The sequence below is a fragment of the Xanthomonas sp. CFBP 8445 genome, from assembly GCF_025666235.1.
GTDB classification, from domain to species: Bacteria; Pseudomonadota; Gammaproteobacteria; order Xanthomonadales; family Xanthomonadaceae; genus Xanthomonas_A; species Xanthomonas_A indica.
In genome coordinates this window covers 246569-272200 of sequence record NZ_CP102594.1, presented here as the reverse complement: position 1 = coordinate 272200, position 25632 = coordinate 246569, and the positions used below count along the sequence as shown (strand labels likewise).

The window sequence follows — 25632 nt, the reverse complement described above, 5'->3', positions numbered from 1 at the left end:
CTGCGGCCACGCGGCGGGCGCGTCGGGCCTCGCTGGAAGCCGCCGTGTCGCCGCCCCTGCGCGGGGCGGAAGCGATGCGGTCGGCGAGGCGCGCCGCGCAGGCCCGGCTGCGCAGATGAGCCGGTGTGCCGAGGCGCGCGATGCGGTGGCGCCGGTGATGCGGGAACGACGGAAGGCGCGTCGACAGGTGCCGCACCCGGGAATCGCGGGTGCGCCCACCCTGCTGACCACCTGCCGCACGCCGGCGTGGGCGAGATCGCCCGCCGGCCGGCGCGCCACCGCCGGCTAGGCTTCCACCAGCCCCTCGGTCAGCCGTTCGGCCACCCAGCGTTCGGCGAAGCCATCGCCGCGCGCATTCTCGATGAAGCCGCAATGGCCGCCCCAGTGCGCGATCTCCAGCCGGGCCACCTCGGGCAGGCGCCAGTTGCGGAAGTCGTCCAGCGGGATCACCGGGTCGTCCTCGGCCATCAGGATGTCGGCCGGCACGCTCAGCCCAAGCAGGCGCTCGCCGGCGATGCAATAGCTGTCGAAGTAGGCGTCCAGGCTGGCGAAGCCGGCATGGCGCTCGGCCAGCCAGGCCATCAGCCCGCGCATGTCCAGCGCCAGGGTGGCGTCGTCGTAGCCGTGGCGGTCGGGAAACAGTTCGCGCTTGCGCAACAGCGACTCGCGCCACTTGCGGCGGAAGTACCAGTCGTAGAACTGCGGGCCGTTCTCGATCCGCTGCATGGTGGTGGCCGGGTCCAGCAACGGGCACACCGCGGCGACGTGGCGCAGCGGCAGGCCCGCCGCCGGCGCGCGCAGGGCCAGGCGCAGGGCGAAGTTGCCGCCCAGCGAATAGCCGGCCGCGAGCAGAGTCGGCGCGGGGAAGCGCTGCCACAGGTCGCAGGCGGCGTTGACCACTTCGTCCAAGCGCTCGGAGTGGAACAGGTCCACGTTGAGGTGGTGGGTGCCGCCATGGTCGCGGAAGTTCAGCCGGAACACCTGGTAGCCCAGCGCCAGCATCTTCGCCGCGGTCAGGCGCATGTAGCTGGAGTCGGCGCTGCCTTCCCAGCCGTGCAGCAGCAGCACGGTGCCGCGCGGCGGGGCGCCGGCCGGCACGCTGAGCCAGCCCTGCAGGCGCACGCCGTCGCCGCCGTCGAGGATGTGCGAGGTGGTGGTGGCGCCGCTGGCGGCAAGCAATTGCTCGCCGCGGCGCAGCCGCAGCAGGCTGGAACCCAGTACCGATTGGACGTGCGGGTTGCGCAGCCAGCGTGGGGGGGAGTAATCGGTCGCGTTCATGGGCCGCCAGCTTGCACCCGCCGATTGGAGTAATCGGTCAAGCGCGTCAGGATCGGTGTCCCGGTGTTCAGGGTTGTGCCATCGCCGTGACGATGCGCGCGCGCGAGGTCTCGGCGATGCGCCGGCGCCCCTCCACGTCCTGCAGCCGGATCGGCTCCAGGAAATGCACCTCGGCCACCCGCCCCGGCTCGCCGAGCAGGCGCAGGAAGTTGGCGAAGAAACTCTCGTGCGGGCCGAACGCGACGATCTGCTGCGCCGAGCCGCCGGCGCCGTAGCGCAGGGCCACCGGCTGCACCGCCACCTCGGCCTCGACCGCGGCCTGGAAGATGCGCGCGTGGAACGGCCCCACGTCCTGGCCGCTGCGGGTGCGCCCTTCCGGGAACACGCCGACCGAGCACCCGGAGCGCAGCCGCTCCAGCATCGCCTGCAGCACCCCGCCCAGCGACTCGGTGCTGCCGCGCTGGTGGAAGATGGTCTGCCCGCGTGCGGCCAGCCAGCCGACCAGCGGCCAGCCGGCGATCTCGCGCTTGGCGACGAAGCCCATCATGCGCTGGCTGTGCAGCATCACGATGTCGATCCAGCTGACGTGGTTGGCGACGAACAGCACCGGGTTGGGCAGCGGCGCGCCGATGCGGCGCACGCGCAGGCCGAAGATGCGCAGCAACCAGGTCGACCACCAGCAGACCATGCGGTCGCCGAAGGACTCGGTGCCGGCGCGGCCGGGCGACAGCGCCATGCACACCAGCAGGAACGGCAGCGACAACAGCACATGCAACGCCAGCAGCGGCACGCGGTAGCCGTAACGAACCCAGCGCAGCGCCCCACCGTATTGGCGCATGGCGGGTGGGGAGAACTCGCTCATTCGGATAAGGGTACCGGAAGCGGGGGCCTAGCGGAGAATTGTGTCAGCCCGAAGACCCCGCCGCGGCGGCGCGCGCCACGGCAGGGTTCAGCCATGGACCGGGCTCAGCCGCGGTCGACCACCGCCAGGGTCAACCGCGACACGCACACCGGCTTGCCCGCGGCGTCCTCGATGTGGATTTCCCACACCTGGGTGCTGCGGCCCACGTGCAGCGGCCGCGCGGTGCCGGTGACCACGCCACTGCGCGCGGCGCGCAGATGGTTGGCGTTGATCTCCAGGCCCACGCAGATGCGCCCCGGCTCCACGCACAGGTTGCCGGCGGTGCTGCCCAGGCTTTCGGCCAGCACCACCGACGCACCCCCGTGCAGCAGCCCGTACGGCTGCCGCGTGCGCGCGTCCACCGGCATCGTCGCCCGCAGCCAGTCCGGCCCGGCCTCGGTGAAGACGATGCCCAGGTGCGCGATCAGGGTGTCGCGGCAATCGGCGTTGAGGGCGGCGAGATCGGCAGGTGCGCGAAAGGACATTGGGAGGCCGGGATTGGGGATTGGGGATTGGGGATGAGCAGCCATTCGGCTGCTGAAAAACCAGGAGCCGCAAGAGCGCATCCCAGGCACGGACATTATCGCGCCTGCACTGGGCATCCGGTCGCAGGGACTTGCTTTTACGAATCCCCAATCCCGAATCCCCACTCCCGGCCACTCAAAGAATCGGCACCAGCCCCGAGCCGAACGCGGTCAACATGCGCACCAGCAGCCACTTGGGGCCGACGTTGACCTCGGGGAAATCGCCGACCGCCTTGTAGCAGCGGTGGAAGCCGGGATCGCGCCGGGTCAGCGGCGCCGGGCAGTCGGGGCTGGGCTGGAAATCGTAGTCGGTGGCGTAGCGCCATGGCCAGAAGTCCAGCACCGGCAGCGCCTCGGAGACCTTGCCCATGCTGTAGTTCAGGCCCGACAGCACCGGCGGCTTGACCCGCGGTGCCACCACCCAGGAATTCTCCGGCTCGATGTCGCGGCCGATGCTGGCCGCCAGTGCCTGCGCGAACGCCGGATCGTCGACGATCACCGCGCCTTCGGTGTTGTAGGTCTCGCTGCGCGGGTCGAAGTTGTGGGTGCCGATCACGCCGACACGGCGGTCCACCACCAGCGACTTGGCGTGCAGGCCCATACGCGCGCCCTCGCGGGTCACCGGCAACGGCCGGTTGGCGATGCGCCGGCTCAGGTAGGACGGGCGGGTCTCGGTGCGCAGCACGCGACGCTCGACCTGGCTGCCGTCGCCGCGGCCGCCGGATGGCCCGCCACTGCCGCTGCCGAGCAGCGAACTGCGCCCGGCGGCGCTGCCGCCCAGCAGCGTGTTGCGCCCGCTGCCGGCATCGCCGCGGTTCTCGCCGCTGGCCGGCGTGGACGGCAGCTCGCCCTGCAACGGCGCCGGCAGCAGGTTCGTGTAGTCCACCGGCGCGTCCAGCGGGAACGGCTTGTACTCGTAGATGTCGAAGCCGAGCTCGCGCAGGTTGCGGCGCTTGTACTTGTAGGACAGCGCGTACACCACCGGGTTGTCGGTGGCCGCCAGGCTGTTGGTGGCCACCACCACGCGCGGCGGCGGGGTGCGTTTGCGCAGGTCGCGGAAGATCTCCTGCGCCGGGTCCGACAGCACCAGGTACGGCGTCTGCAGGATGATCTCCTCGCGCGCCTCGGCGATCAGCCGGTCGAGCTTGGGCGCGGTGGAAATGGCCTTGGGGCCGTGCTCGCGGCGGTGCTTCTGCGGCAGGTCGGCGACGTAGTCCACGTGCTTGACCGGCAAGGCCGGCAGCACGAAGGCGTTCTCCACGAAGGCCGGATCGGCCGCCTCCTCGCTGACCCGCTGCACCCGCTCCGGGCGCAGGAACTGCGCCGGCGGCATCGCCGGCACGCCCTCGCGCAGCAGCAGCTTGCCGACGTCGTTGAGCCGCGCCACCGGCACGCTGCGCCGCGCCGCCCAGTAGGCATCGAAGTTGGCGGCCATCGACCGCGCCACGGGACCTGCGACCAGCACGTCGCGGTCGCGGAAGTTGTACTCGGCGTCCCAGTCGTAGTAATCGTCCTGGTAGTTGCGCCCGCCGACCACGCCGATCGCATCGTCGATCACCAGCAGCTTGTTGTGCATGCGCTGGTTGAAGCGGCGAAAGCAGCACAGCACGCTGGCCGCGTAGTGGAAGTAGTTGGGTTTGGCCAGGCCGAAGGTGGGGTTGTAGATGCGCAGCGAGAAGTTCTCGTGCGCGCCGGCCAACGCGCCGAGGATCTGCAGGTCGGAGATCGCCGAGAGCTGGTCGATCAGCACCCGCACCTTGACCCCGCGCCGCGCCGCGGCCAGCAACTCGTCCATCACCAGCCGTGCGCTGTCGTCCTTGTCGAAGATGTAGGTCTGCAGGTCGATGCTGCGGCTGGCGCTGCGGATCAGGTTGACCCGCGCCACCAGCGCCTCTTCGCCATGGTCGAGGATGGTCGCGTAATGCCGCGGCGCGCCGTCGCCGGACTGGGCGAAGGCCTTGCCGGCCAGCCCGCGCAGCGGCGAGGCCAGCGCGCAGTGGTCCCCGCGCGTGCAGTCGACCTGGCGGTCGCGCGCGGCCTCGGCGATCGCCACGGCACGGCCGTGCTGCGCCTGCGACAGGCTCGCGCAGCCGCTGCCGAGCAGCAGCGCCACCACCACCAGCACCCGCATCAGCCGCGATGTCACCGAGGAGCCGCCTCGGTCAGGCGTGCGCGCAGCACGAACGTGACCCGGTCGCTCAAGGCCAGATCCCACTTGTCCATTCCGTAACGTCCACGCAATACCGTACCGCGGCTGATGACATCGCAATCATAGCCTGGGCGGGTGCATGCGGCCGGCATGACGGTCAGCGTCTCGGCGTGGCTGATCCCGCGGATGCTCAGCGTGCCGGGCACCGGCCCGCCCTTGCCCAGCACCTGCGGCGAGAACGGCTGCGAGTCGAAGGACACGGTGGGGTAGCGTGGCGCGTCGAAGAAATCCTCGCCGCGCATCCAGCCGGTGTAGCGTGGCTTGCCGGGAATCTCCACGTAGGCGGTGAACAGGCGCAGCTGCACCTGGTGGCGACCGTCGGGCAGCACATGCACGGTGCCCTCGTAGCGCGGGAAGAAGCCTTCGATGCGTTGGCCGAAACGGGTACGGATCTCGAACCCGAAGCGCGACTGCGCCGGGTCCAGCCCGTACTCGCCGGGCGCCAGCGGCGCAGGCGTCACCTGCGCGTGGCCGATGGCGCACCACAGACACAACGGCAGCAGCGCGGCGCACAGCGCCGGCCGCAGGACCCTGCGCAGCGCGCTCAGGGCCACCAGAACGCGGTCAACCGCGCCACGCCCGGCTCGATCGCCGCGTCGTGCGGCACCCCGAGCACGGCGACGCTGGCGGTGGGCATGCCGCGGTAGTCGCCGGACTGGCCGCTGTGCATCAGCGCCGCCAGTCGCTCCAGGCCCGGGTTGTGGCCGACCAGCAGCAGCCGCTCGACGTCGCGGTGGCCATCCAGCAGATCGGCCAGGGTGCCCGAGGTGGCCTCGTAGATGCGCGGCTCCAGGCGCTGCTCGACGTAGCCGGTCAGGCCCAGCACCGCCTCCAGGGTCTCGCGCGCGCGCCGCGCCGGCGAACACAGCACCCGGTCCGGCACCAACCGCTGCTCCAGCAGCCAGCGCCCGGCCGCTTCGGCCTCGGCCAGGCCGTGCGGCGACAGCGGCCGGTCGAAATCGGCCTGGCCGGTGTCGGCCGGCTCGGCGTGGGCATGGCGCAGCAGGATCACTTCTCGCAAAACGATGGTCATCGGTCAGGCCTTCTTGAGCCACTTGAGCAACGGTTCCCAGTCCTGCTGATGGTCGCGGACCTGGACGGAGTGGTAATCGAACAGGCTGCGGCCCAGCCCCACCAGCACCACGTAGGCCTGGCTGTCGCGCAGTTGCGCCACCACCGGGTAGGGCCAGTCGGCGAGCATCTGCAGCGCCTGCTGGGTGGCATTGGTCCAGGGCTTGCTGCGGTTGAGCACCAGCCCGACCGGCAGCTTGCGCTGGTGCACCCGCGGCACCTTGGCCAGGGTGTTGAGGAAGCCGACGGTGGCGTCGATGTCCAGCGCCGACGGCATCACCGGCACCACCACCGCGTCGGCCTCCTCGAGGAAGTGGCCCAGATCCTCGGCCATGGCGCCGGCGGCGGCGTCGACGATCACCCGCTGCGCATCGTCGGGCAGGGCCGCGCGCCAGCTGCGCTTGCGGCTGGCGTCGATCGGCAGCACCGCGCTGTCCAGCCCGGCGCGGCGTTCGGCCCAGCGGGTCGAGGAGCCCTGCGGATCGGCATCGGCCAGCACCGTGCGCTTGCCGGCCAGCGCGTAGGACGCCGCCAGGTGCGTGGCGACCGTGGTCTTGCCCACGCCGCCCTTGGAGCCGGCCACCAGGATCGTCTTCATGCACGCCTCGCTTCCGGGGGAAGAAGCCGGAGCGTACACCGGCCCTACGTCAGCCGGTAGTCAACGCGCAGCACGCCGCCCGCCGCCGGGCTTGCTATCGTGGCGGCCCCCTTCGGCTTCCAATGCCATGAGCGAACTGCAGGACCTGGTCGCGCTGATCCGCGCCAACACGCCCCTGATCGTGATCGAGACGCAGGAGGAGGCGCGCATCGTCGATCTGTTCCGGCAGGCCTTGATGCAGGTCTGGCGCGCCCTGCACCGCTGGTCGATCACCGAGGGCCTGCGCCGCATCGACCTGGACCGCGAGGATCCGCCGAGCGGGCCGCCGGACGCCAGCGCGGTGCTGCAGGCGATCAAGCAGGCCGATCAACGCGGCATCTACCTGTTGCTCGACGTCACCCCGTACCTGGGCTATGCCAGCCACCAGCGCCTGCTGCGCGACATCGTCGAGCGCCGCCATTGCCAGCCGCACGTGCTGGTGCTGATCGGCACGCGCATCGAACTGCCGCCCGAACTCGAGGCGCTGGCCACCCGCTTCAATCCACGCCTGCCCGATGCCAACGCGCTGCTGAAGATGGTGCAGGAGGAAGCGCAGGGCTACGCACGCGAATTCGGCGGACGCCGGGTCGAGGTCGACGGCGAGGCGGTCAAGCAGATCCTGCGCAACCTGCGCGGGCTCAGCCTGATCGACGCGCGGCGCATCGCCCGCCAGCTGATCTACGCCGACGGCGCGCTCACTGCATCCGACCTGCCGCAACTGGCCAAGCTCAAGTTCGAACTGCTCAACCGCAGCGGCCATCTGCAGTACGACAACGATGCCACGCGCTTCGAGGACGTGGCCGGCGCGCGCCGGCTCAAGCAGTGGATCGCGCAGCGCCGCGCGGTGTTCGCCGGCACCGCGCCGCCGGGGCTGGACCCGCCCAAGGGCGTGCTGCTGCTCGGCGTGCAGGGCTGCGGCAAGTCGATGCTGGCCAAGGCCACCGCGGCCGGGTTCGGCGTGCCGCTGCTGCGCCTGGACATGGGCGCGCTGTACGCCAAGTACCACGGCGAGACCGAGAAGAACCTGCGCGACGCGCTGGCCGCGGTCGAGCAGCTGGCGCCGTGCGTGCTGTGGATGGACGAGATCGAGAAGGGCCTGGCCAGCGGCGGCGAGGACGGCGGCGTATCGCGGCGCGTGCTCGGCACGCTGCTGACCTGGATGGCCGAACGCGGCAACGCCGACGGCAGCGCCGGGGTGTTCATCGTCGCCACCGCCAACCAGGTGCACGAGCTGCCGGCCGAACTGCTGCGCAAGGGCCGCTTCGACGAGATCTTCTTCGTCGACCTGCCCGATCCGCAGGCGCGGGTGGAGTTGTTGCGCCTGCACCTGACCCGGCGGCAACTGCACGCGGACGCGTTCGCGCTGTCGGCGCTGGCCGCCGCGGCGGACGGGTTTTCCGGTGCGGAGATCGAACAGGCGATCGTCTCCGGGCTGTACGCCGCGCACGCCGAACAGCGGCCGCTGGACACCGAACTGCTGATGCAGGAGATCCGCGGCACGCGGCCGCTGTCGGTGCTGATGGCCGAACAGGTGCAGGCGCTGCGCAGCTGGGCCAGCGGACGGACGGCGCCGGCGGATTAGCGGCGGGCGGTGGGCGAGATCGGGGGATGCCGCTGTACGAGGCTGCGCCCGACCCTCACCCCAACCCCTCTCCCGGGGGGAGAGGGGCTTTGCTTCCCTTCTCCCTCCGGGAGAAGGTGCCCCGGAGGGGCGGATGAGGGTGCGTCGCCCACGCCATGCCACACCCCATCGATCCAGGTAGCACCCTCCCGGCGCAGGCTCAACGCAACGCCCCCAACACCCACGCCCAGGCCGGCAAGGTCACCAGCGACAGCAAGATGCCGTAGCCGACCAGGGCCGCGGCCAGGCGCGGGGCGAGGCGATGCGAGATCGCCAGCAGCGCCGCGGTGATCATGGTCGGCATCGCCGACTCCAGCACGTTGGCCTGCAGCGCCTGCCCGCGCAGGCCCAGCGCCCACGACAGCGGCCAGGCCAGGGCGGGCAGCAGCAGCAGCTTCAAGACCAGGCCAGCGGCGAGCGGCGCCAGCTCCTCGCGCGGCAGCCGCAACTGGATCGAGAAGCCCACCGCCAGCATCACCAGCGGCAGCATCGCGTCGGCCAGGTGCTGCAGGCCGGAGGCGATCCAGGCCGGCGGCTGCGCCGGCATCAGGGTCAGCGCGAACGCCAGCGCCCACAGCGGCGGGAAACGCGCCATCCGCAACAGCGTCTGCCGCGGCGAGGGCGGCGCCTCGCCGCTGTAGCGCGCCAGCACGTACAGGCCGAAGCTGGACAGCAGCACGAAGGTGCCGAACTGATCGTAGACCACCGCATACGGCAAGGCCGCCTCGCCGAGCAGCGCGCGCACCATCGGGTAGCCGATGAAGCTGGAGTTGCCCAGCGCCACGCACAGCAGCAGCACCGCCTGCTGGTCGCGGCGCAGCCGCAGCGGCCCGCGCAAGGCCAGCATCGCCAGCGCGCTCACGCCGGTCAGCAGCCAGGGCGTCAGCATCAATCCGAGCAGGTCCAGGTTGAACTGCAGGCGCGGCACGTAGATCAGCACCGAGGCGGGCAGGCACAGGTACAGCACCACCCCGTTGAGCACCTCGGTGGTGTTGGCCGGCAGGACGCGCTGGCGCGCGAACAGTTTGCCGAGCGCCAACATGACCAACATCAGGGCGAACGCATCGAAAGCCATGGGTACAGCACGGAATCCAGCGGGTACGCGGCATCATCGCATGGCATCTGCGCAGGCGCCGTCGTGGCGGCGCGGATCGCGTTCTCGTCTTCGTCGCCGTGGCGATGCCGATGACGTGGATAGCGGCCGCGAAGCGTGCCGGCTCGCTCCTGCCGCGTATGCCGCGCAGAGTGCGCCGCGCATCGGCAGGCCGTGGCTGCGGCCTCGCAGCACGGGCCGTAGAACGCCGAAGCGTACTGGCCGAGCAGGCCATGATGCGCACCTGCGGGTGCTCGTCGGCAGTCAGCGCACGCTGGCCTGCATAGACAGGCGGCGACTGGCGTCGACATCCGTCGGAGCAGCTTCAGCCGCGACCGGCGCCTCCGCCATCTGCATCCTGTCGGCGCCGATGCGCGACCGACGCCGCACCTGTCTTGCGCCCAGCCGCAGACGAACTCTCGGTGCAGGAGCAACGACACCTTGCCCCGTGCGATCGACCACGATCAACACAACGGATTGCGCTGGCCGCGACGCGCTCCTTGGCGCGCGGCCCTCAGGGCCAGGCCGGCGGCGCCGCCTTCCAGGCGGCCTGCACCTCGGCCAGGGTGGCACGCTCGTCGTCGCGCCAGCTCGGCAACAACGCGGCGAAATCGGCGCCGGCACCCCATTTGTCCGGCCAGGTGCGTGCCGCGGCGGCGTACCACTTCACCGCCTCGTCCTTGCGCTGCAACCGCCACAAGGCCAGCGCCAGGGTCGGCGGGACCCAATCCGGTGCCGCCGGGCGGCCATTGACCAGGGCACTCCACTCGCTCAACGCGCGGCCCGGGTCGCCGGCACGCAGCAGGTCCCACCCGTAGTTCCACTGCACCTGCCGCCGCTGCATGCCGGCGGGCAGGCCATGCAGCGCCGCCTGGTACAACTGTTCGCCAAGTTCCCGGCGGCCGCCGGCCATGGCGATGCCGGCCAGCTGGGCGCGCGCCTCGTTGGCGTTGGGGTCGCGCTGCACGGTACTGGCCAGGCGATCGACCAGGGCCTCGCCGCTGCCGGCGATGGCGGTGACCGGGCGGGTGGTGCTGCGGTCTTCGTCGAAATAGAACTCTTTCGGTGCCGGCAATGCCTGCGCCCGCACGCTGGCCGCGGTGGCCAGACCGATGCAGGCCAGCATCGCGGCCACTGCGTATGTGTATGCCTTCACTGCTGCAATCCCCTGGAGTGATCCCCTCACCCAAGTCCCATCCTACCGTGCCCGCGCCGCCGTGGACGAGAACGAGCGCAAAAATCGCCGCTGATACAATCGGGGCGATCGCGCGCGGCAGGCGCTGCGCGCCCGCCAGCCTTCCATTTCCGGGCAAGCCATGAACCGCATCGCCGATCCGCGTCCGTCGTCCTCCCTCGCCGCAGCGGCTGCCGACGGCGTGGATACCGGCTATACGCTGGAAGACAAGTACACCCGCACCGATGGCCGCATCTATCTGTCCGGCGTGCAGGCGCTGGTACGGCTGCCATTGATGCAGCAACTGCGCGACCGCGCCGCCGGGCTGAACACCGGCGGCTTCGTCAGCGGCTACCGCGGCAGCCCGCTGGGCGGGTTCGACCTGGAACTGTGGCGCGCGCGCAAGCACCTGGACGCGGCCAACGTGGTGTTCAAGCCCGGGCTCAACGAGGACCTGGGCGCGACCATGGTCTGGGGCACGCAGCAGACCAATCTCTTCCCCGGCGCGCGCGTGGATGGCGTGTACGCCATGTGGTACGGCAAGGGCCCGGGCGTGGACCGCTGCGGCGACGTGTTCAAGCACGGCAACGCCGCCGGCACCTCGCGCCACGGCGGCGTGCTGGCGCTGGCCGCCGACGACCATGCCTGCCGCAGCTCGACCCTGCCGCACGGCTCGGAGGACGAGTTCGTCAGCGCGATGATGCCGGTGCTCAATCCAGCCGGCGTGCAGGACATCCTCGACATGGGCCTGCTCGGCTGGGCGATGAGCCGCTACACCGGGCGCTGGATCGGCTTCAAGACCATCGCCGAGACGGTGGAATCCTCGGCCTCGGTGCAGGTGGATCCGTTCGCGCGGCAGATCGTGCTGCCGGAGGATTTCGAACTGCCGCCGGGCGGCCTCAACATCCGCTGGCCGGATCCGCCGCTGGACCAGGAGATGCGCCTGCACCGTTATGCGGTGCGCGCCGCGCAGGCCTTCGCCCGCGCCAACGGCATCGACCGCACGGTGATGGACGCGCCGCAGGCGCGGCTGGGCATCGTCACCACCGGCAAGAGCTACCTGGACGTGCTGCAGGCGCTGGAATACCTGGGCCTGGATGCGGACGCCTGCGCGCGCATCGGCATCCGCGTGTACAAGGTCGGCATGACCTGGCCGCTGGAGCCGCTGGGCATCGCCGCGTTCGCGCGCGGGCTGCAGGACATCGTCGTGGTGGAGGAGAAGAAGGCCTTCATCGAGCGGCAGATGAAGGAGCAGTTCTACAACTGGCCGGCCAGCGCCGGCCCGCGCCCGAGCATCGTCGGCAAGTACGACGAGGCCGGCGAATGGATCCTGCCGTCCACCGGCGAACTGACCCCGGCGACCATCGCCGGGGTGATCGGCAAGCGCATCCTGCGCCTGCCGCAGTCCGCTGCGCTCGACACCGCGTCGATCGAGCAGCGGCTGCGCTGGATGGAGGCCAAGGAAGCGGAAATGGCGCTGCCGCGCGCCAACTTCCCGCGTGTGCCGCACTACTGCTCCGGCTGCCCGCACAACACCTCCACGGTGGTGCCGGAGGGGTCGCGGGCGATGGCCGGCATCGGCTGCCACTACATGGTGACGTGGATGGACCGCGCCACCGACACCTTCACCCACATGGGCGGCGAAGGCGTCACCTGGGCCGGGCAGGCGCCGTTCACCGACACCCCGCACGTGTTCCAGAACCTGGGCGACGGCACCTATTTCCACAGCGGCTCGCTGGCGATCCGCCAGTCGATCGCTGCCGGCGTCAACATCACCTACAAGATCCTCTACAACGATGCGGTGGCGATGACCGGCGGGCAGCCGGTGGACGGCACCCTCAGCGTGCCCGACATCGCCCGGCAGATGCGTGCCGAAGGCGTGCACACCATCGCCCTGGTCAGCGACGACATCGGCAAGTGGACGCGGCGCCGCGAACTGTTCCCCAGCGACGTGGACTTCCACGACCGCAGCGAGTTGGACGCGGTGCAGCGGCGCCTGCGCGAGGTCAAGGGCACCAGCGTGCTGATCTACGACCAGACCTGCGCCACCGAGAAGCGGCGCCGGCGCAAGCGCGGCAAGCTGCCCGATCCGCCCAAGCGCGTGCTGGTCAACTCGCTGGTGTGCGAAGGCTGCGGCGACTGCGGCGAGAAGAGCTTCTGCGTGTCGGTGCTGCCGAAGGAGACCGAGTACGGGCGCAAGCGCCAGATCGACCAGTCCAGCTGCAACAAGGACTATTCCTGCGTGTCCGGGTTCTGCCCCAGCTTCGTCACCGTGCACGGCGGGCAGCCGCGCAAGGGCCGCAAGGCCGAGGCCGCGGCGCTGCTGGAGCAGCTGCCGGCGCCAAGCTTCCGCAGCGACCTGCGCCAGCCCTGGAACATCCTCATCACCGGCGTCGGCGGCACCGGCGTGGTCACCATCGGCGCGCTGCTGGGCATGGCCGGGCACCTGGAGGGCAAGGGCGCCAGCGTGCTCGACCAGACCGGCCTGGCGCAGAAGGGCGGCGCGGTCACCACGCATATCCGCATCGCGCGGCAGCCGGAGGACCTGCACGCGGTGCGCATCGCCGCCGGCGAGGCCGACCTGGTGCTGGGCTGCGACATGGTGGTGGTCAACGACTATTGGGCGCTGTCCAAGGTGCGTGGCGACCGCTCGCAGGTGGTGCTCAACAGCTACGAGGCGATGCCCGGCACCTTCACCACGCATCCGGACATGCAGTTCCCCGCCGCCGAGATCATCGCCGGCGTGCGCCTGGCGCTGGGCGGGCGCGACCCGCTGCTGCTCGACGCCACGCAACTGGCAACCGCGCTGCTCGGCGACGCCATCGCCAGCAACCTGTTCATGCTCGGCTACGCCTGGCAGCAGGGCCTGGTGCCGCTGTCGCACGCGGCGCTGATGCGCGCGATCGAACTCAACGGCGCGGCGGTGGCGATGAACCAGCAGGCGTTCGCCTGGGGCCGCCTGGCGGCGCTGGACCTGCCCGCGGTGCGACGCGCGGCCGGCCTCACCGATGCGGCCGCGGACGAACGCGAACGCCAGGCGCTGGGCCTGCAGCAACTGCCGCCGGGCGAGTGGGAAGGCCACGAGGCCGGCGCCAGCGCCGCGCCGCGCAATCCGCCCAATCCGCGTCCGGCGCGCGAGCTGCCGGCCGCCGCCGACAACGGCGACGACACCGGCCACGCGCCGCTGGACGACAGCCGCCTGTCGCGCTCGCTGCACGAGCTGACCGCGCGCCGCCATGCCTTCCTGGTCGACTACCAGGACGCCGCCTACGCCGCACGCTACAGCGCGCTGGTGGAGCGCGTGCGCGCCGCCGAGCAGCGCGTGGCCCCTGCCTCGACTGCGCTGACCGAAGCGGTGGCGCGTTATGCGTTCAAGCTGATGGCCTACAAGGACGAGTACGAAGTGGCGCGGCTGTACACCAGCGGCGCGTTCGCGCAGCAGGTGCAGGCGCAGTTCGAGGGCGACTACCGGCTGCGCTTCCACCTGGCGCCGCCGCTGTTGGCGAAGAAGGACGCGCAGGGCCGGCTGCGCAAGCGCGAATACGGCCCGTGGATGTTCACCGCGTTCAAGTGGCTGGCCAAGCTGCGCCGCCTGCGCGGCGGTGCCTTCGACGTGTTCGGCTACAGTGCCGAGCGGCGCGGCGAACGGCAGTTGATCGCCGACTACGTCGCCACCGTGGACGAACTGCTGCAGCGGCTGCAGGCGGACAACCTGGGGCTGGCGGTGCAGATCGCCAGCATCCCGGAGCACATCCGCGGCTACGGCCACGTCAAGGAAGCGCACCTGCACGACGCCAAGCAGCGCGAAGCGCGGCTGCTGGCGACTTGGCGCAATCCCAAGGCGCTGCATATCGTGCAGGCGGCCTGAGGCAGCCAGTCACGTCGGCATCGCCGTGGGTGGCGGTGCCGGTCGTGGCGATGACGCAGGCCGCGGGATGCTTGGTGTGCGGCGTAAATAGCGTCGCGGCTGAAGCCGCTCCTACAACACCATTATCCGCTTTGCGTAGGAGCGGCTTCAGCCGCGACCTCGGATGTCGTCATCACGCCGGACTGCCGAATGACTTCCGGGGAACATCTTTGGATCACTGCCCGTGTGGCAAGGTCGTAGCGTGGCCCTGATTCTCGGGTATCGGAAACACTGCGCGTCGGGACTGAAGTCCCTCCCACAGAAAACACTCCCACATACGGCGCAGCGGCCACGCATATGCGGACGCTGCGCCGACGGAAGGCGCAATTCAATCGGGCGCCGCTGGCGGCAACCCGATCGAACGCGCGGCGACATCAGACCCGCGGATCGGGCGGATTGCCGCGGCCGGGGCGATCGTAGCGATCCGAATCGAAGGCTTCGCGCACGGCGGCCTTGGCCTGCGCCCAGCTCAGCCGCGAGCGGTCCTTGACGCGCTCCCAGCCGCTTTCCAGATCCGATTCCAGGCGGTCGTCCCAGACGCGATCGCGGTAGCGGCTGCGCGCCTGCACGCCATAGCGGTAGGCCGGGCGGTAGTCGTCGTAGCTGCTGTCGGTGCCGCGGTAGTCCACGGTGTCGAAGCGCTCGGCGTAGTAGCGGTCGCTGTCCTCGTAGGTGCGGTAGGTGGCATCGGCGCGCTCCCAGGAGTCGCGCGCGGCCAGTCGCGCCTCGTCCCACTCCAGGCGCGAGTCGCCGCGGCGCTTGCCCCAGTCGTGCGACAGTTCGCGCTCGTGTTCGTCCCAGGTGCGCGAGGGATACTGCTCGCGCGCCTGCAGGCCCAGGCCGTAGGCCGCGGCGTAGTCGCGGTCGTAGTCGTAATCGGCCTTGGCGTAGTCGCGGTTGCGGTATTCCTCGCGCCAGTAGGCGTCCTCGCCGGTGGGGTCGATGCGCTCGGCCACGCCCTTGCCCGCGGCCGCGCCGGCAACCACGCCCACCGCTGCGCCGATCAAGGTGCCGAGCGGCCCGAATACGGTGCCGGCCAGTGCGCCCGCGGCCACGCCGCCGGCGGTGCCGCCGATGCCGACCCCGACCGGATGCGAGCCCGGGGTGCCGGAAATCGGGTCGCGATTGAGATCGCGGGCTTTGTCGTTGTTGTCCATGGGAACGCTCCGTGGCGAAGGAAGGAAGCACCGGCCGCGGGCACGTTCGGCGGCGGCGGGTGTCGTCGCACAGTCGCAAGCGCGCGGTGAATCCGCCGTGGCACCACGGTGAAACCGTCATGAGGGGAACGACGCGTCTTCGTCACCTGGACGCAACGCGCGGCCGACAAGTCGATCGCGCGCTGGTCGGCCACGCCTAGCCCCGGCGCCAGACCAGGCAGCGGTTGTTGGCGGGCATCGCCACGTCTTCCTGCAGCACCAGGCCCTGCGCCTGCGCCAGCGCATCCACCGCCTCGGCATCGCGGATGCCGCTCGCCGGGTCGCGCGCCTTCAGCCACGCATCGAAATCGCGGTTGCTGTCGCTGGTGAAGGCGCCGCCATCGTTGAACGGCCCGTACACTGCCAGCACGCCATCGGCGCTGTTCGCCAACAGCGGGCCGACGCCGGCGAAGAACGCCTGCACCGCGTCCCAGCCCATGATGTGCAAGGTGTTCGCGGTGAACACCGCATCGTAGCCATCGCACGGCCACAGCCCTTCGCGCACGTCCAGCGCCAGCGCCGGCGGCGTGTTCGGCAGCGCCGCCGCCTCCAGCCACTGCGCGATGCCGGGCAGGTGCTCGGCACGCTCACTGCATTGCCAGGTCAGCTGCGGCAGCGCCGCGGCGAAATACACCGCGTGCTGGCCGGTGCCGCTGCCGATCTCCAGCACGCGGCGGCGGTCGGCGAACTGGCGCTGCAGCACCTGCAGGATCGGATCGCGGTTGCGGTCGCAGGACGGGGCGTAGGGTCGATCGCTCATCGTGTCGTGCACCTGGATGCGCCGGGCAATGCCGCGGCGCCACACCGCGGCGCGTGCGGTAGCGACAGGCGGCTCATCCGCGCGAGCGCACGAAGATGCGCTTGCCGCCGCCTTCGTTGCCGCGCTCCTCCAGTTCGAAGTGCGACGACAGCCGGCGCAGCAGGTCGCTGAGCTTCTTGTGCCCGTACAGGCGCGGATCGAAATCCGGCCGCACCTTGTTCAGGTAGCTGCCGACGCTGCCGAGTCCGGCCCAGCCCTGGTCGTCGGAGGCTTCCTCGATCGCCTGCCGCAGCAGGGTCAGTGGCGGCGCGGCCTTGGTCTCGGTCGGCACCGGCGCCGGCTCGGGCTTGGCCGGCGTCGCGGCGGGCTTCTTGCGGCCCTTGGCCGCCGGCTTGGCGGCCGCGGCAGCGGGCTTGGCCGGCTCGGCGGCATTGGCCTCGCTGCGCAGCACTTCGGTGTAGATGAACTTGTCGCAGGCCTGCACGAACGCATCCGGGGTCTTGCGCTCGCCGAACCCATACACCGTCGGCCCCTCCTCGCGCAGGCGCTGCGCCAGGCGGGTGAAGTCGCTGTCGCTGGAGACCAGGCAGAAGCCGTCGAAGCGGCCGGTGTAGAGCAGGTCCATCGCGTCGATGATCAGCGAGCTGTCGGTGGCGTTCTTGCCGCTGGTGTAGGCGAACTGCTGCACCGGGCTGATCGAGTGCTTCAGCAGGGCCTGCTTCCACTGGGTCATGCGCGTGCTGGTGAAATCGCCGTAGATGCGCTTGACGCTGGCCAGGCCGTACTTGGCGACCTCGGCAAGCAGGCCTTCGATCACCGATGGCTGCGCATTGTCGGCGTCGATCAGCACCGCCAGCCGCGGCTGGTCGTCGTCGCTGTCGGAACGGTGGCGGGTTTTCATGGCGGGGCACCTGGCAGAAAACGGGGACGAAGGCGGCCGCAGGGCAGCGGCCGCCACTGTGCCACCGCCACGCGGCGACGGCCAGTCGCGAGGCGTTGGTCAGTCCTGCGCTGCGGCCACCGGCGCCGCTGCCGGCAACGGCGGCAGATCCAGATGCCGGCGGAAGAAGCGCGCGATCACCCGCAGCGCCTGCTGGCTTTCCGGCAATGCGGTGTTCAGATGGAACGCGTGACCCATGCCGTCCCACACGTGCAGGTCCGCCTCGCGGCCCAGATCGACCAGCCGTGTGTGGGTGTAGGCGACATTGCTCAGTTCCGCCGCGCGCGTGCCGGTGATGAACAGCAGCGGCGGGAACTGCGCCAGCACCGCGTCGGAGAACACCGGCGACACCAGCGGATCGTGGAAGTCCACGCCCTCGCCGTAGTACAGGTCTTCCATGATCGGCAGCGCACCCTGCGCATCGGGCAGCGGTGCGTCGTTCACCGCCGCCACCACGTAGCGCGAATCGCCGCGGTAGCGCGCATCGCCGCCGGCGCAGAACATGCCGGCCGCCGCGGGCATCGGCAGTTTCTCTTTGGCGAACCAGGCCAGCGACTCGCCGGTCAGCACGCCACCGGCCGAGCAGCCGAACAGGCCGATGTGCTGCGGCGCGTAGCGCTTGAGCGCGGCGCGATAGACCGTGGCCACGTCTTCGCTGGCCGCAGGGAAGCGGTGTTCCGGGCCTTGCCGGTAGTCGACGCTGACCACGGTGACGCCGGTCATCGCCGCCACCGGGATCGCCTCCATCATGCCGAACGAGGCCGCGCTGCCCATGACGAAGGCACCGCCATGCAATTCGATCAGCAGCCGCTGGCGCTGCGCCGGCGAGGCATCGCGCGGCTGCACCAGGGTCACCGGCACGCCGTCCCAGGTGGTCCGCTGCAACGTCACCCCGTAGCGCTCGCGCAGCGGATCCACCACGGTCTTGGCCCAGGCCTCGGTCTCCGCGCGGATGCGCGGCAACTCACGGCGCAGCGTGGCGTTATCCATCTTCGCCAGCGGGTCGCCCTGCGCCATGTCCTTGCGCGCGGCCGCCTGCGCCTGTGGACTGAGGAAGGGCGACAACGGCAGATTGAACGTCGGCATGTGCCGCACGCCATCGTGCGGCGGTGCGGCGTCCGTGGCCCGCGACGCCAGCGGGGTCACGCCCGCGATCAGCGCCAGCAGGCGCGCCCCTTGTCTGTACATCGCTCCCATCACGTCCAGGTGCCCTCCACGGCATCGATCGATCGCCGAGGATAGCGGGGCGGCGCACGCGCGACTTTGCACGATCCCGCCGCTTGGCCGATGCGACTAGGGCGACGCGGGCAACGCCTCGTAGGCCTGGCGCACCGCGGCCTCGCCGTAGCGGCGTTCCAGCCGGCGCACGGTGAAGTGGCCACGCGCCATCGCCTGGAAGTGGGCGATGAACACGGTGTTGAGCAGCGCGCCGCTGGCCGCGCCCACCAGCGGCACCGCCTGCGCCGCCAGCTTCTCGCTGACCGTGACCGAAAACTTGGCGGCGATGCGCGACAGCAGCGACACCAGCACCGGTGCGCCCTTGCTGCCCAGCCCATGCGCGGCGATGTACTGTGCGGCGGCGCTGAGTTGCTGCGCCATCGCCGCACGCACCGCGAAGTAGCCCGATTCGCTGCCATCGTCGCGCTGGCTGCGGCCGCCGTGCGCCAGCACCTCCAGGCAGGCCAGCGCGGTGGCCGGGTCGTCCAGGCGCTCGCCCTCGGCGCGGGCGATGTCGGCGATGGAGCGCAGCATCAGGGTGGTGGTCAACGGCAGTTCCACCACCAGCCCGGGCAGGCCGAAGAAGCCGCCGGCGGCGCCGGTCGCCGCCACCGCGGCGCCGTGCAGGCGCGGCCGCGCGCGTTCCGGCGCCTGCCCACGCAGGGTCAGCAGCGCCGAGCGCAGCGCCACCCGCAGCGCACGCTGGCTGACCGCATCGAGGCGCGAGGACAGCATCTTCGGCATGCGCTTGCTGATCAGCGCTTCGATCGGTGCGCCCACCGCATTGGCGATCTTCGCCGCCAGGCCCGGGTGTTCCAGCAGCGCGCGCGCCTGGGCCAGGTCGCGGTGGTCGTCGGCATCCATCACGGGGACGGGCAATAGCGAGGTCATGGCCGAAGCTCGTGGCGAGGGAGGCGACAGCATGCACCGGGCCGCGGCGGCATGGTGTCGAGGCCCGATGACCGGTGCGGGACGTTCAGGAACCGGCCGTGCCTGCGCAGGAGGTGCTGACAGGCCCTAGATCCGCTCCAGCGCGCGCTGGTGGGTGCGCGGTCCGAACCGGCCCACCACCGCGGCGGCCAGCACCAGGCTGGCGGCGATGAAGCCGAGCACGCCGCGGTGGCCGGCGCGGTCCAGCAGCACGCCGATCAGCAGGCTGCTGGCAGCGGTGGACAGGCGGCTGAAGGAATAGCAGAAGCCCACCGCGCGGGCGCGCAGCGCGGTGGGGAACAGCTCGGCCTGGTAGCCGTGGTAGGCGAAGCTCATCCAGGCATTGCAGAAGGTCACCGCCGCGCCGCAGGCGATCAGCAGCAGCGGCTGCTGCTGCCAGGCGAACAGCAGGCCGAACAGCACCGCGCCCAGGGCCGACACCACCACCTGCCACTTGTTCTCCCAGCGCTGCGCCACGCCCACCAGCAACAGCGGCGCCAGCGGATAGGCCAGCGAGATCGCGAAGGCATAGCCGAGCCCGTGCACGCTGTCGGCGCCCTGCCGCGCCAGCAGCGCCGGCAGCCAGTTGCCGAAGCCGAAGAAACCGATCGCCTGGAAGATGTGGAAGCTCACCAGCATCGCCATGCGCCGCCGGTACGGAGGCTGCCACAGCGCGGACAGCTGCGGCGTCGGCACTGGCGTTGCCGATGTCGGCGCCGGTGCCGGCAACGGCTGCCCCAGGTCGGCGGCGCAGCGCGCCTCCAGCCGCTGCAGCACCGCGTCGGCCTCGGCATGCCGGCCCTGCGTGGCCAGCCAGCGCGGCGATTCCGGCAGGCGGCTGCGCAGCCACCACACCGCCAGCGCGAAGCCGCCGCTGAGCAGCGCCACCCAGCGCCAGCCGCTCAGGCCCAACGGCGCGTGCGGCACCAGCGCCCAGGCGCTCAACGCCACCGCCGGTACCGCCAGGAACTGCACGCAGAAGGCCAGCGCGAACGCGGCTCCGCGCATCTGCCGCGGCACCATCTCCGACAGGTAGGTGTCGATGGTGACCAATTCGATGCCCAGGCCGATGCCGACCACGCCGCGCCACAGGATCACCCCCAGCGCGCTGTGCTGCAGGCCCATCGCCACCGTGGCCACGCTGTACCAGAGCAGGGCAAAGGAGAACACCGCGCGGCGCCCGAAACGATCGACCAGCGGGCTGAGCAGGCTCGCGCCGAGGAACAGGCCCAGGAACGTCGCCGAGGCGAACGCGGCCTGGTCGGCGATGCCGAACACGCCGGCCGCACCCTCGGCGAACACGCCGTCGCGCAGCAGGCCGGGGCTGAGATAGGCGGTCTGGAACAGGTCGTACAGTTCGAAGAAACCGCCCAGCGCCAGCAGCGCGACCAGCCGCCACAGGCTCCGGGTCGGCGGCAGGCGTTCCAGGCGCGCCGCGACCAGGGCGACGGGATCGGAAACGGCAACGGCGGCATCGCGCATGCGGGCAAGTCCTGGGGCGAGGAAACGCGCCGGCGCATGCTGCCCGATCCAGCGGCACGCGCGCCACCGTGTCGGGCGAAAACTGCCGACCGCGCCGCTTCGGCGTTCAGCAGGATGTCGGCTTCGGTGGGTCCGGCCGCGGCGGGCGCCCGCCGCCGCTCAGCGCAGGAACAGGATGTCCAGGTCGCGGTCGGGCACGAAGTCGCGCTGGCGGAACTCGAACGTCAGGGCATCGGTGCGCTGCAGCTCACCGTCGAAGCACAGGCTGAGCAGGTCGCCCGGCGCGCGCTTCTTCAGGGTCAGGTGGAAATCCTGGATCGGCCCCTTCCAGTTGGCGCCGGTGCGCAGCACATAGCGCAGGTTGCTCCACTGCAGGCCGTCGGCGCCGGCACGGCGGCGCATGCGCTGCTGCATGGCAGCGTCCAGGCAGGTGCGCTTGGCGTACTCGCCGATCAGGTCGCTGGCCGGCATCGGCACGCCGGTGGCGACGCTGGGCACGTAGCGGTGGCGGATCGCCACCGCGCCGCCGGCGGGGAAGCGCTGCTGCCAGACGAAGTACTCGCTGAGGGTGAAGCGCGGCTGCCCGTCCGCGTCGAACCAGCGCGCGGGCAGCGGCTTGCGGCCGGCCGGGACGGTGCCGCCCTCGACGTACTCGGCCAGGTCGTCCGGCGTCCAGCCGCTGGCCGCCCACGCGCGGGAGATGTCGTTGCCGTCCAGCTTCGCCACCAGCCGGCGCTCAGTGCGCACCGGCTTGCCGTCCACCCACAGCGTGAAGTCGGTGAGCGCGCTGTGGTCGGCCATGCCGAAGTACATGGGCGGCATCGGGAAGGCGATCGGCACAACCAGGTCGCGCGCGCTGGTGTTGGTGAACACGTAGTCGACCTGCACCCGCTCCTCGCTGATGAACAGGTCTTCCTTGCTCATGCGGATGTCCGGTTGGCGGATCAGTTCGATGGAGCCATTGGCGTCGCCGATGCTGCTGTCGTTGGCGAAGGCGGCAGCGGCAAACAGCAAGGGCGACAGCAGCAGGGGCAACAGGCGGCGCGGCGAGACGTTGGCGATCATGGCAGTGGGCGGTTGGCGAGACGGGCGCAGCGGTCGGTGCGTGGCACCGGGCAATGGGCGGGCGCCATGGTAACCGCGGCGACACGGGCGGCCGCATCGCACCCCGCCGCCCCCTTTGCTACGGTAGCCGGCGCCGCCACGGGGGAAGGCCACCGCCATGTTCAGAGCATTCGCACCGCTGGCGCTGCTGGCGACCGCCGGGCTGGCCGCGGCGCAGGCGCCGGGCGCACGCAGCTACGCCAACCCGATCGACCTGGACTACCGCTACAACTTCGAACAACTCAACGACGGCATCTCCTATCGCACCGGCGCCGACCCGGTGTTCGTGCGCTTCGGCGATGCCTACTACCTGTTCCAGACCCTGGCCGACGGCTACTGGCGCTCCAGCAACCTGCTCGACTGGCAGTTCGTCACGCCCAGCCGTTGGCCATTCGAGAGCATCGTCGCGCCGGCGGTGGTCGCCGACGGCGACCGTCTGGTGATCATGCAGTCGGCCTTCGAACCGCGCCCGCTGCTGCAGACCCGCGACCCGGCCAGCGGCACGCTCGACTTCCTGACCCGGCTGCTGCCGAAGCTGCCGCGCGCCCAGCCGATCGGCACCGAGATGAAGGGCCGCCCGCTCAGCGACGTGCCGCCCGGCCCCTGGGACCCGGATCTGTTCATCGACGACGACGGCCAGTGGTACCTGTACTGGGGCTCGTCGGACCGCTACCCGCTGTACGGCATCGCCATGGACCGCAGCGCGCAGGGCTTCGTCTTCCGCGGCGCGCCGACGCCGCTGCTCGCGCTGGAACCGGCGCAGCACGGCTGGGAGCGCTTCGGATCCGACCACCGCGGCGCCCGCTTCCCCGACGGCAGCCCGATCGGCAGCTATCTGGAAGGCGCGTGGATGACCAAGACCGGCGGCCGCTACTACCTGCAGTACGGCGCGCCGGGCAGCGAGTACAACGCCTATGCCACCGGCGTGTACGTCGGCGAGCACCCGCTCGGCCCGTTCGTCTATGCGGCGTACAACCCGGTGGCGTACAAGCCCGGCGGCTTCATGCAGGGCGCCGGCCACGGCTCCACGTTTCAGGACGCGCACGGCAACTGGTGGAACAGCGGCACCGCCTGGATCGGCGCCAACTGGACCTTCGAACGGCGCATCGTGCTGTTTCCCGCCGCGTTCGCCGCCGACGGGCAGATGCGCGTGTCCACCCGCTTCGGCGATTTCCCGCACTGGATGCCGGAAGGCCCGGTAGACGACCCCGAGGCGCTGTTCACCGGCTGGATGCTGCTGTCCTACCGCAAGCCGGCCAGCGCCTCGTCGACCCTGGACGGTTTCGCCGCCGGCCGTGCCACCGACGAGGACCCGCGCAGCGACTGGGTGGCTGCGCGCAACGCGCCCGGCGAGACCCTCACCGTCGACCTGGGCGGGAAGCGCAGCGTACGCGCGGTGCAAGTCAACTTCGCCGACTACCGCGCCGGCCGCTACGGCGATGCGGCGGACATCTACACCGCGTTCCGGCTGCAGCACTCGCGCGACGGCCGCCACTGGCTGCCGCTGGCCGAGGTCGGCGACGGCGCCGACCGCCGCGACCGGCCCAACGCCTACCTGCAGTTGCCCGAACCGGTGCGCACCCGCTACATCCGCTACGTGCACGGCCACGTCGGCGCCGCCCACCTGGCGATCAGCGAGCTGCGCGTGTTCGGCAACGCCGACGGTGCCCCGCCACCGGCGCCGACCGGTGTCGCCGCGCACCGCGATGCCGACCGCCGCAACGCCCGCGTGCACTGGCAGGCCGTGCCCGGCGCCGTCGGCTACAACGTGCGCTGGGGCCTGCGCGCCGATCGCCTCACCCTCGCCTACCAGGTGTTCGCCGACCGCGGCACCGACCTGGAGATCCGCGCGCTCAACGTCGACCAAGACTACGTGTTCGCCGTCGAAGCCTTCGACGAGCGCGGTGTTTCCCCGCTGAGCGCGCCCATCGCCGTGCCATGAAGCCATCACCGCCCTTCCCGTATGCTTGGCGCCACCTCGACCGCGCACCGGCGATGCGGCGCGCGGCAGGATCGGTTGCCGATCGAAGGAGAAGGACGATGCACCAGCACCAGGGAACCCAGGGCCAGCGCCGGCTGCGCGCATGGCTGATCGCCGCGATGGTCGCCGCCGTGTGCGGCAACGCCGCCGCGCAGCAAATGGACCCGCGCGACGCGCAACTGCAGCAACAGCAGCGCCTGCTGCAGCAGCAGGCCGAGCAGATCCAGCAGATGCAGCAGCAACTGCAACAGATGCCGCCGGCCGGCGCCGAACCCGGTGCACCGAGCGATGGCCTGTCCGCCACCTACCACGACTGCCGCAAGCAGGCACAAGGCCTGGACGAGAGCCGCCGCTGCATCCAGCGCGAACAGCGCGTGCAGCAGGAGCGACTGGACCGCGCCTACGACAAACTGCGCTACCGCCTCAGCGGCATGGACCGTTCCCGGCTGATGGATGCGCAGTACACCTGGCAGCAGTCCAACGAACAGGCCGCAAACCTCGACCGCGCGCTCGGCGCCCGCGGCCAGGACGCGGCCCTGCAAAGCGCCGAGGCCACCCTGCGCCGGATCAGCTCCCGCGCCGACGAACTGGAAGGCTATACGCGCGGCGGGCGTTGAGGGCACGTTCGCATCGACCCTCCACGACACCCTGCGATCCTTCGAGGACACCCGTGCACGCCTACGACATCGAACCCGGAGACTGGCACGGCGGGGCGCCCGTCCCCGACAGCGACGGCTGGTGCTTCGGCCTGCCGCCGGGCATCGCCGCGGCGCAATGGCCGCTGGATCCTTGGAGCGGCTATCCGATGCAGCACGGCTTCACCCTGCGGCTGCCACCGGACTACCGTGTGCACGGCCCGGACATCGTCGCGGTGTCGTTCTTCGCCACCGCGCCGGACCATAACGACGGCGGCCCGGCCGGAACAGTGGACGGGATGCACGCCGCGATCGCCACGCCCGCGCAGGCGCTGGCCGACCCGGCACTGCAACCGTTCCGCGAACGCGCGCTGCAGGCTCACCCGAGGCTGCGGCGCATGCAGGACGTTCTGGACTGCGCCTATGCGCTGATCCTGCTGCGGCAGGAAGAGGTGGATGGCGCGCCATGCCGGCCGCCGCCGCTGGTGGACAGCCCGTTGCTGCAGCAGACGCCGCCGCCGGAATGGCTGCAGGTCGGAAGCGCGACAGTATGCGAGGCGTGGGACGCGCGCAGCGCGCCGCTGCCGCAGGCGCCGGACCGTTTCGCCCTGCATCGTCCGCTGCGGCTGCGCCTGCGCGAGCACGATCCCAATGCCGGGGTGCCGCCGCGCGAGACGTTCGGCGACGCGCCCGATCCCGGCGGCTATCAGCCGTTCTACTACTGGCAGGACGGCGTGGTCAGCCGCGAGCACTACCGCGAACACGACTGGGCCGCCGGCCACGCCATCAACCACCTCGGCGGCACCATGCGCCCGATACAGGGCATCCCCGACTTCAGCCCGTACTACATCGAGTTCGACGAGGCCTTCGGCGGCTACAACTTCGGCGGCGGCATCGCGCAACTGGACATCCAGGGCCTGCGATTGGACTGGGCCTGCGACTGAGGTCGCCGAGCCGGGCGACGCTTGCGC

21 protein-coding genes are annotated in these 25632 nt (G+C 71.0%); 5 read left to right on the top strand and 16 right to left on the bottom strand.

What is annotated here, in order from left to right; genetic code table 11:
* Nucleotides 1–285: 285 nt before the first annotated feature.
* From NUG21_RS01195 to NUG21_RS01165, 7 genes are all read right to left on the bottom strand, one after another.
* Nucleotides 286–1278, bottom strand: a complete 993-nt coding sequence (locus NUG21_RS01195) for a YheT family hydrolase (protein WP_160947914.1) — start codon at nt 1276–1278, stop codon at nt 286–288.
* A gap of 67 nt (nt 1279–1345) precedes the next feature.
* Nucleotides 1346–2140, bottom strand: a complete 795-nt coding sequence (locus tag NUG21_RS01190) for a lysophospholipid acyltransferase family protein (RefSeq protein WP_160947915.1) — start codon at nt 2138–2140, stop codon at nt 1346–1348.
* Between the two features lie 104 nt (nt 2141–2244).
* On the bottom strand, nt 2245–2664 hold the full coding sequence (locus NUG21_RS01185) for a hotdog fold thioesterase (RefSeq protein ID WP_242159098.1): 420 nt from the start codon (nt 2662–2664) through the stop codon (nt 2245–2247).
* Between the two features lie 175 nt (nt 2665–2839).
* Complete coding sequence (locus NUG21_RS01180) at nt 2840–4834, bottom strand: phospholipase D family protein (RefSeq protein ID WP_263393011.1); 1995 nt, start codon at nt 4832–4834, stop codon at nt 2840–2842.
* An 11-nt stretch (nt 4835–4845) separates the two neighbouring features.
* Entirely contained in the window at nt 4846–5388 is a 543-nt protein-coding gene (locus tag NUG21_RS01175; protein WP_242081631.1) for a YceI family protein, read from the bottom strand.
* Nucleotides 5389–5456: 68 nt separating this feature from the next.
* Complete coding sequence (locus tag NUG21_RS01170; protein WP_160947952.1) at nt 5457–5933, bottom strand: SixA phosphatase family protein; 477 nt, start codon at nt 5931–5933, stop codon at nt 5457–5459.
* Nucleotides 5934–5948: 15 nt separating this feature from the next.
* Nucleotides 5949–6581, bottom strand: a complete 633-nt coding sequence (locus tag NUG21_RS01165) for a nucleotide-binding protein (RefSeq protein WP_160947918.1) — start codon at nt 6579–6581, stop codon at nt 5949–5951.
* Between the two features lie 127 nt (nt 6582–6708).
* On the opposite strand from NUG21_RS01165, the gene NUG21_RS01160 reads away from it, so the two are divergent.
* A complete protein-coding gene (locus tag NUG21_RS01160) occupies nt 6709–8202 on the top strand; it encodes an AAA family ATPase (protein ID WP_263392055.1) in 1494 nt (497 codons plus the stop codon).
* Nucleotides 8203–8401: 199 nt separating this feature from the next.
* Here the strand turns inward: NUG21_RS01160 and NUG21_RS01155 are convergent, their stop codons facing one another.
* Complete coding sequence (locus NUG21_RS01155; RefSeq protein ID WP_160947920.1) at nt 8402–9316, bottom strand: AEC family transporter; 915 nt, start codon at nt 9314–9316, stop codon at nt 8402–8404.
* A 532-nt stretch (nt 9317–9848) separates the two neighbouring features.
* Complete coding sequence (locus NUG21_RS01150) at nt 9849–10460, bottom strand: tetratricopeptide repeat protein (RefSeq protein WP_242081632.1); 612 nt, start codon at nt 10458–10460, stop codon at nt 9849–9851.
* 190 nt (nt 10461–10650) lie between these two features.
* Between NUG21_RS01150 and NUG21_RS01145 the strand changes: the two genes are divergently transcribed.
* Nucleotides 10651–14376, top strand: coding sequence for an indolepyruvate ferredoxin oxidoreductase family protein (locus tag NUG21_RS01145; protein ID WP_263392054.1), 3726 nt, complete (start codon nt 10651–10653; stop codon nt 14374–14376).
* Nucleotides 14377–14789: 413 nt separating this feature from the next.
* Here NUG21_RS01145 and NUG21_RS01140 read toward each other — a convergent pair whose 3' ends face one another.
* The 7 genes from NUG21_RS01140 to NUG21_RS01110 all read right to left on the bottom strand — a co-directional run bounded on the left by NUG21_RS01140 (nt 14790) and on the right by NUG21_RS01110 (nt 22006).
* Nucleotides 14790–15572 (bottom strand): hypothetical protein, encoded by a 783-nt coding sequence (locus NUG21_RS01140; protein ID WP_160947922.1) that lies wholly within the window; start codon nt 15570–15572, stop codon nt 14790–14792.
* 196 nt (nt 15573–15768) lie between these two features.
* Nucleotides 15769–16371 carry a DUF938 domain-containing protein gene (locus NUG21_RS01135; RefSeq protein WP_160947923.1) on the bottom strand — a complete coding sequence of 201 codons (603 nt, stop codon included), beginning with the start codon at nt 16369–16371 and terminating at the stop codon, nt 15769–15771.
* A gap of 73 nt (nt 16372–16444) precedes the next feature.
* Entirely contained in the window at nt 16445–17272 is an 828-nt protein-coding gene (locus tag NUG21_RS01130) for an NYN domain-containing protein (protein WP_263392053.1), read from the bottom strand.
* 99 nt (nt 17273–17371) lie between these two features.
* Nucleotides 17372–18499, bottom strand: coding sequence for an alpha/beta hydrolase (locus tag NUG21_RS01125; RefSeq protein WP_019797914.1), 1128 nt, complete (start codon nt 18497–18499; stop codon nt 17372–17374).
* A gap of 105 nt (nt 18500–18604) precedes the next feature.
* Nucleotides 18605–19420, bottom strand: coding sequence for an EcsC family protein (locus NUG21_RS01120; protein ID WP_263392052.1), 816 nt, complete (start codon nt 19418–19420; stop codon nt 18605–18607).
* Between the two features lie 126 nt (nt 19421–19546).
* Nucleotides 19547–20941 carry an MFS transporter gene (locus NUG21_RS01115; protein ID WP_263392051.1) on the bottom strand — a complete coding sequence of 465 codons (1395 nt, stop codon included), beginning with the start codon at nt 20939–20941 and terminating at the stop codon, nt 19547–19549.
* 159 nt (nt 20942–21100) lie between these two features.
* The gene (locus tag NUG21_RS01110; RefSeq protein WP_263392050.1) at nt 21101–22006 is read right to left on the bottom strand and encodes a DUF4424 family protein; all 906 of its coding nucleotides are present in this window, start codon (nt 22004–22006) and stop codon (nt 21101–21103) included.
* 157 nt (nt 22007–22163) lie between these two features.
* On the opposite strand from NUG21_RS01110, the gene NUG21_RS01105 reads away from it, so the two are divergent.
* The 3 genes from NUG21_RS01105 to NUG21_RS01095 all read left to right on the top strand — a co-directional run bounded on the left by NUG21_RS01105 (nt 22164) and on the right by NUG21_RS01095 (nt 25605).
* Nucleotides 22164–23987 (top strand): family 43 glycosylhydrolase, encoded by a 1824-nt coding sequence (locus NUG21_RS01105; RefSeq protein WP_263392049.1) that lies wholly within the window; start codon nt 22164–22166, stop codon nt 23985–23987.
* Nucleotides 23988–24085: 98 nt separating this feature from the next.
* On the top strand, nt 24086–24643 hold the full coding sequence (locus tag NUG21_RS01100; RefSeq protein ID WP_019798002.1) for a lysozyme inhibitor LprI family protein: 558 nt from the start codon (nt 24086–24088) through the stop codon (nt 24641–24643).
* A 53-nt stretch (nt 24644–24696) separates the two neighbouring features.
* On the top strand, nt 24697–25605 hold the full coding sequence (locus NUG21_RS01095; protein ID WP_263392048.1) for a hypothetical protein: 909 nt from the start codon (nt 24697–24699) through the stop codon (nt 25603–25605).
* Nucleotides 25606–25632 lie beyond the last annotated feature (27 nt).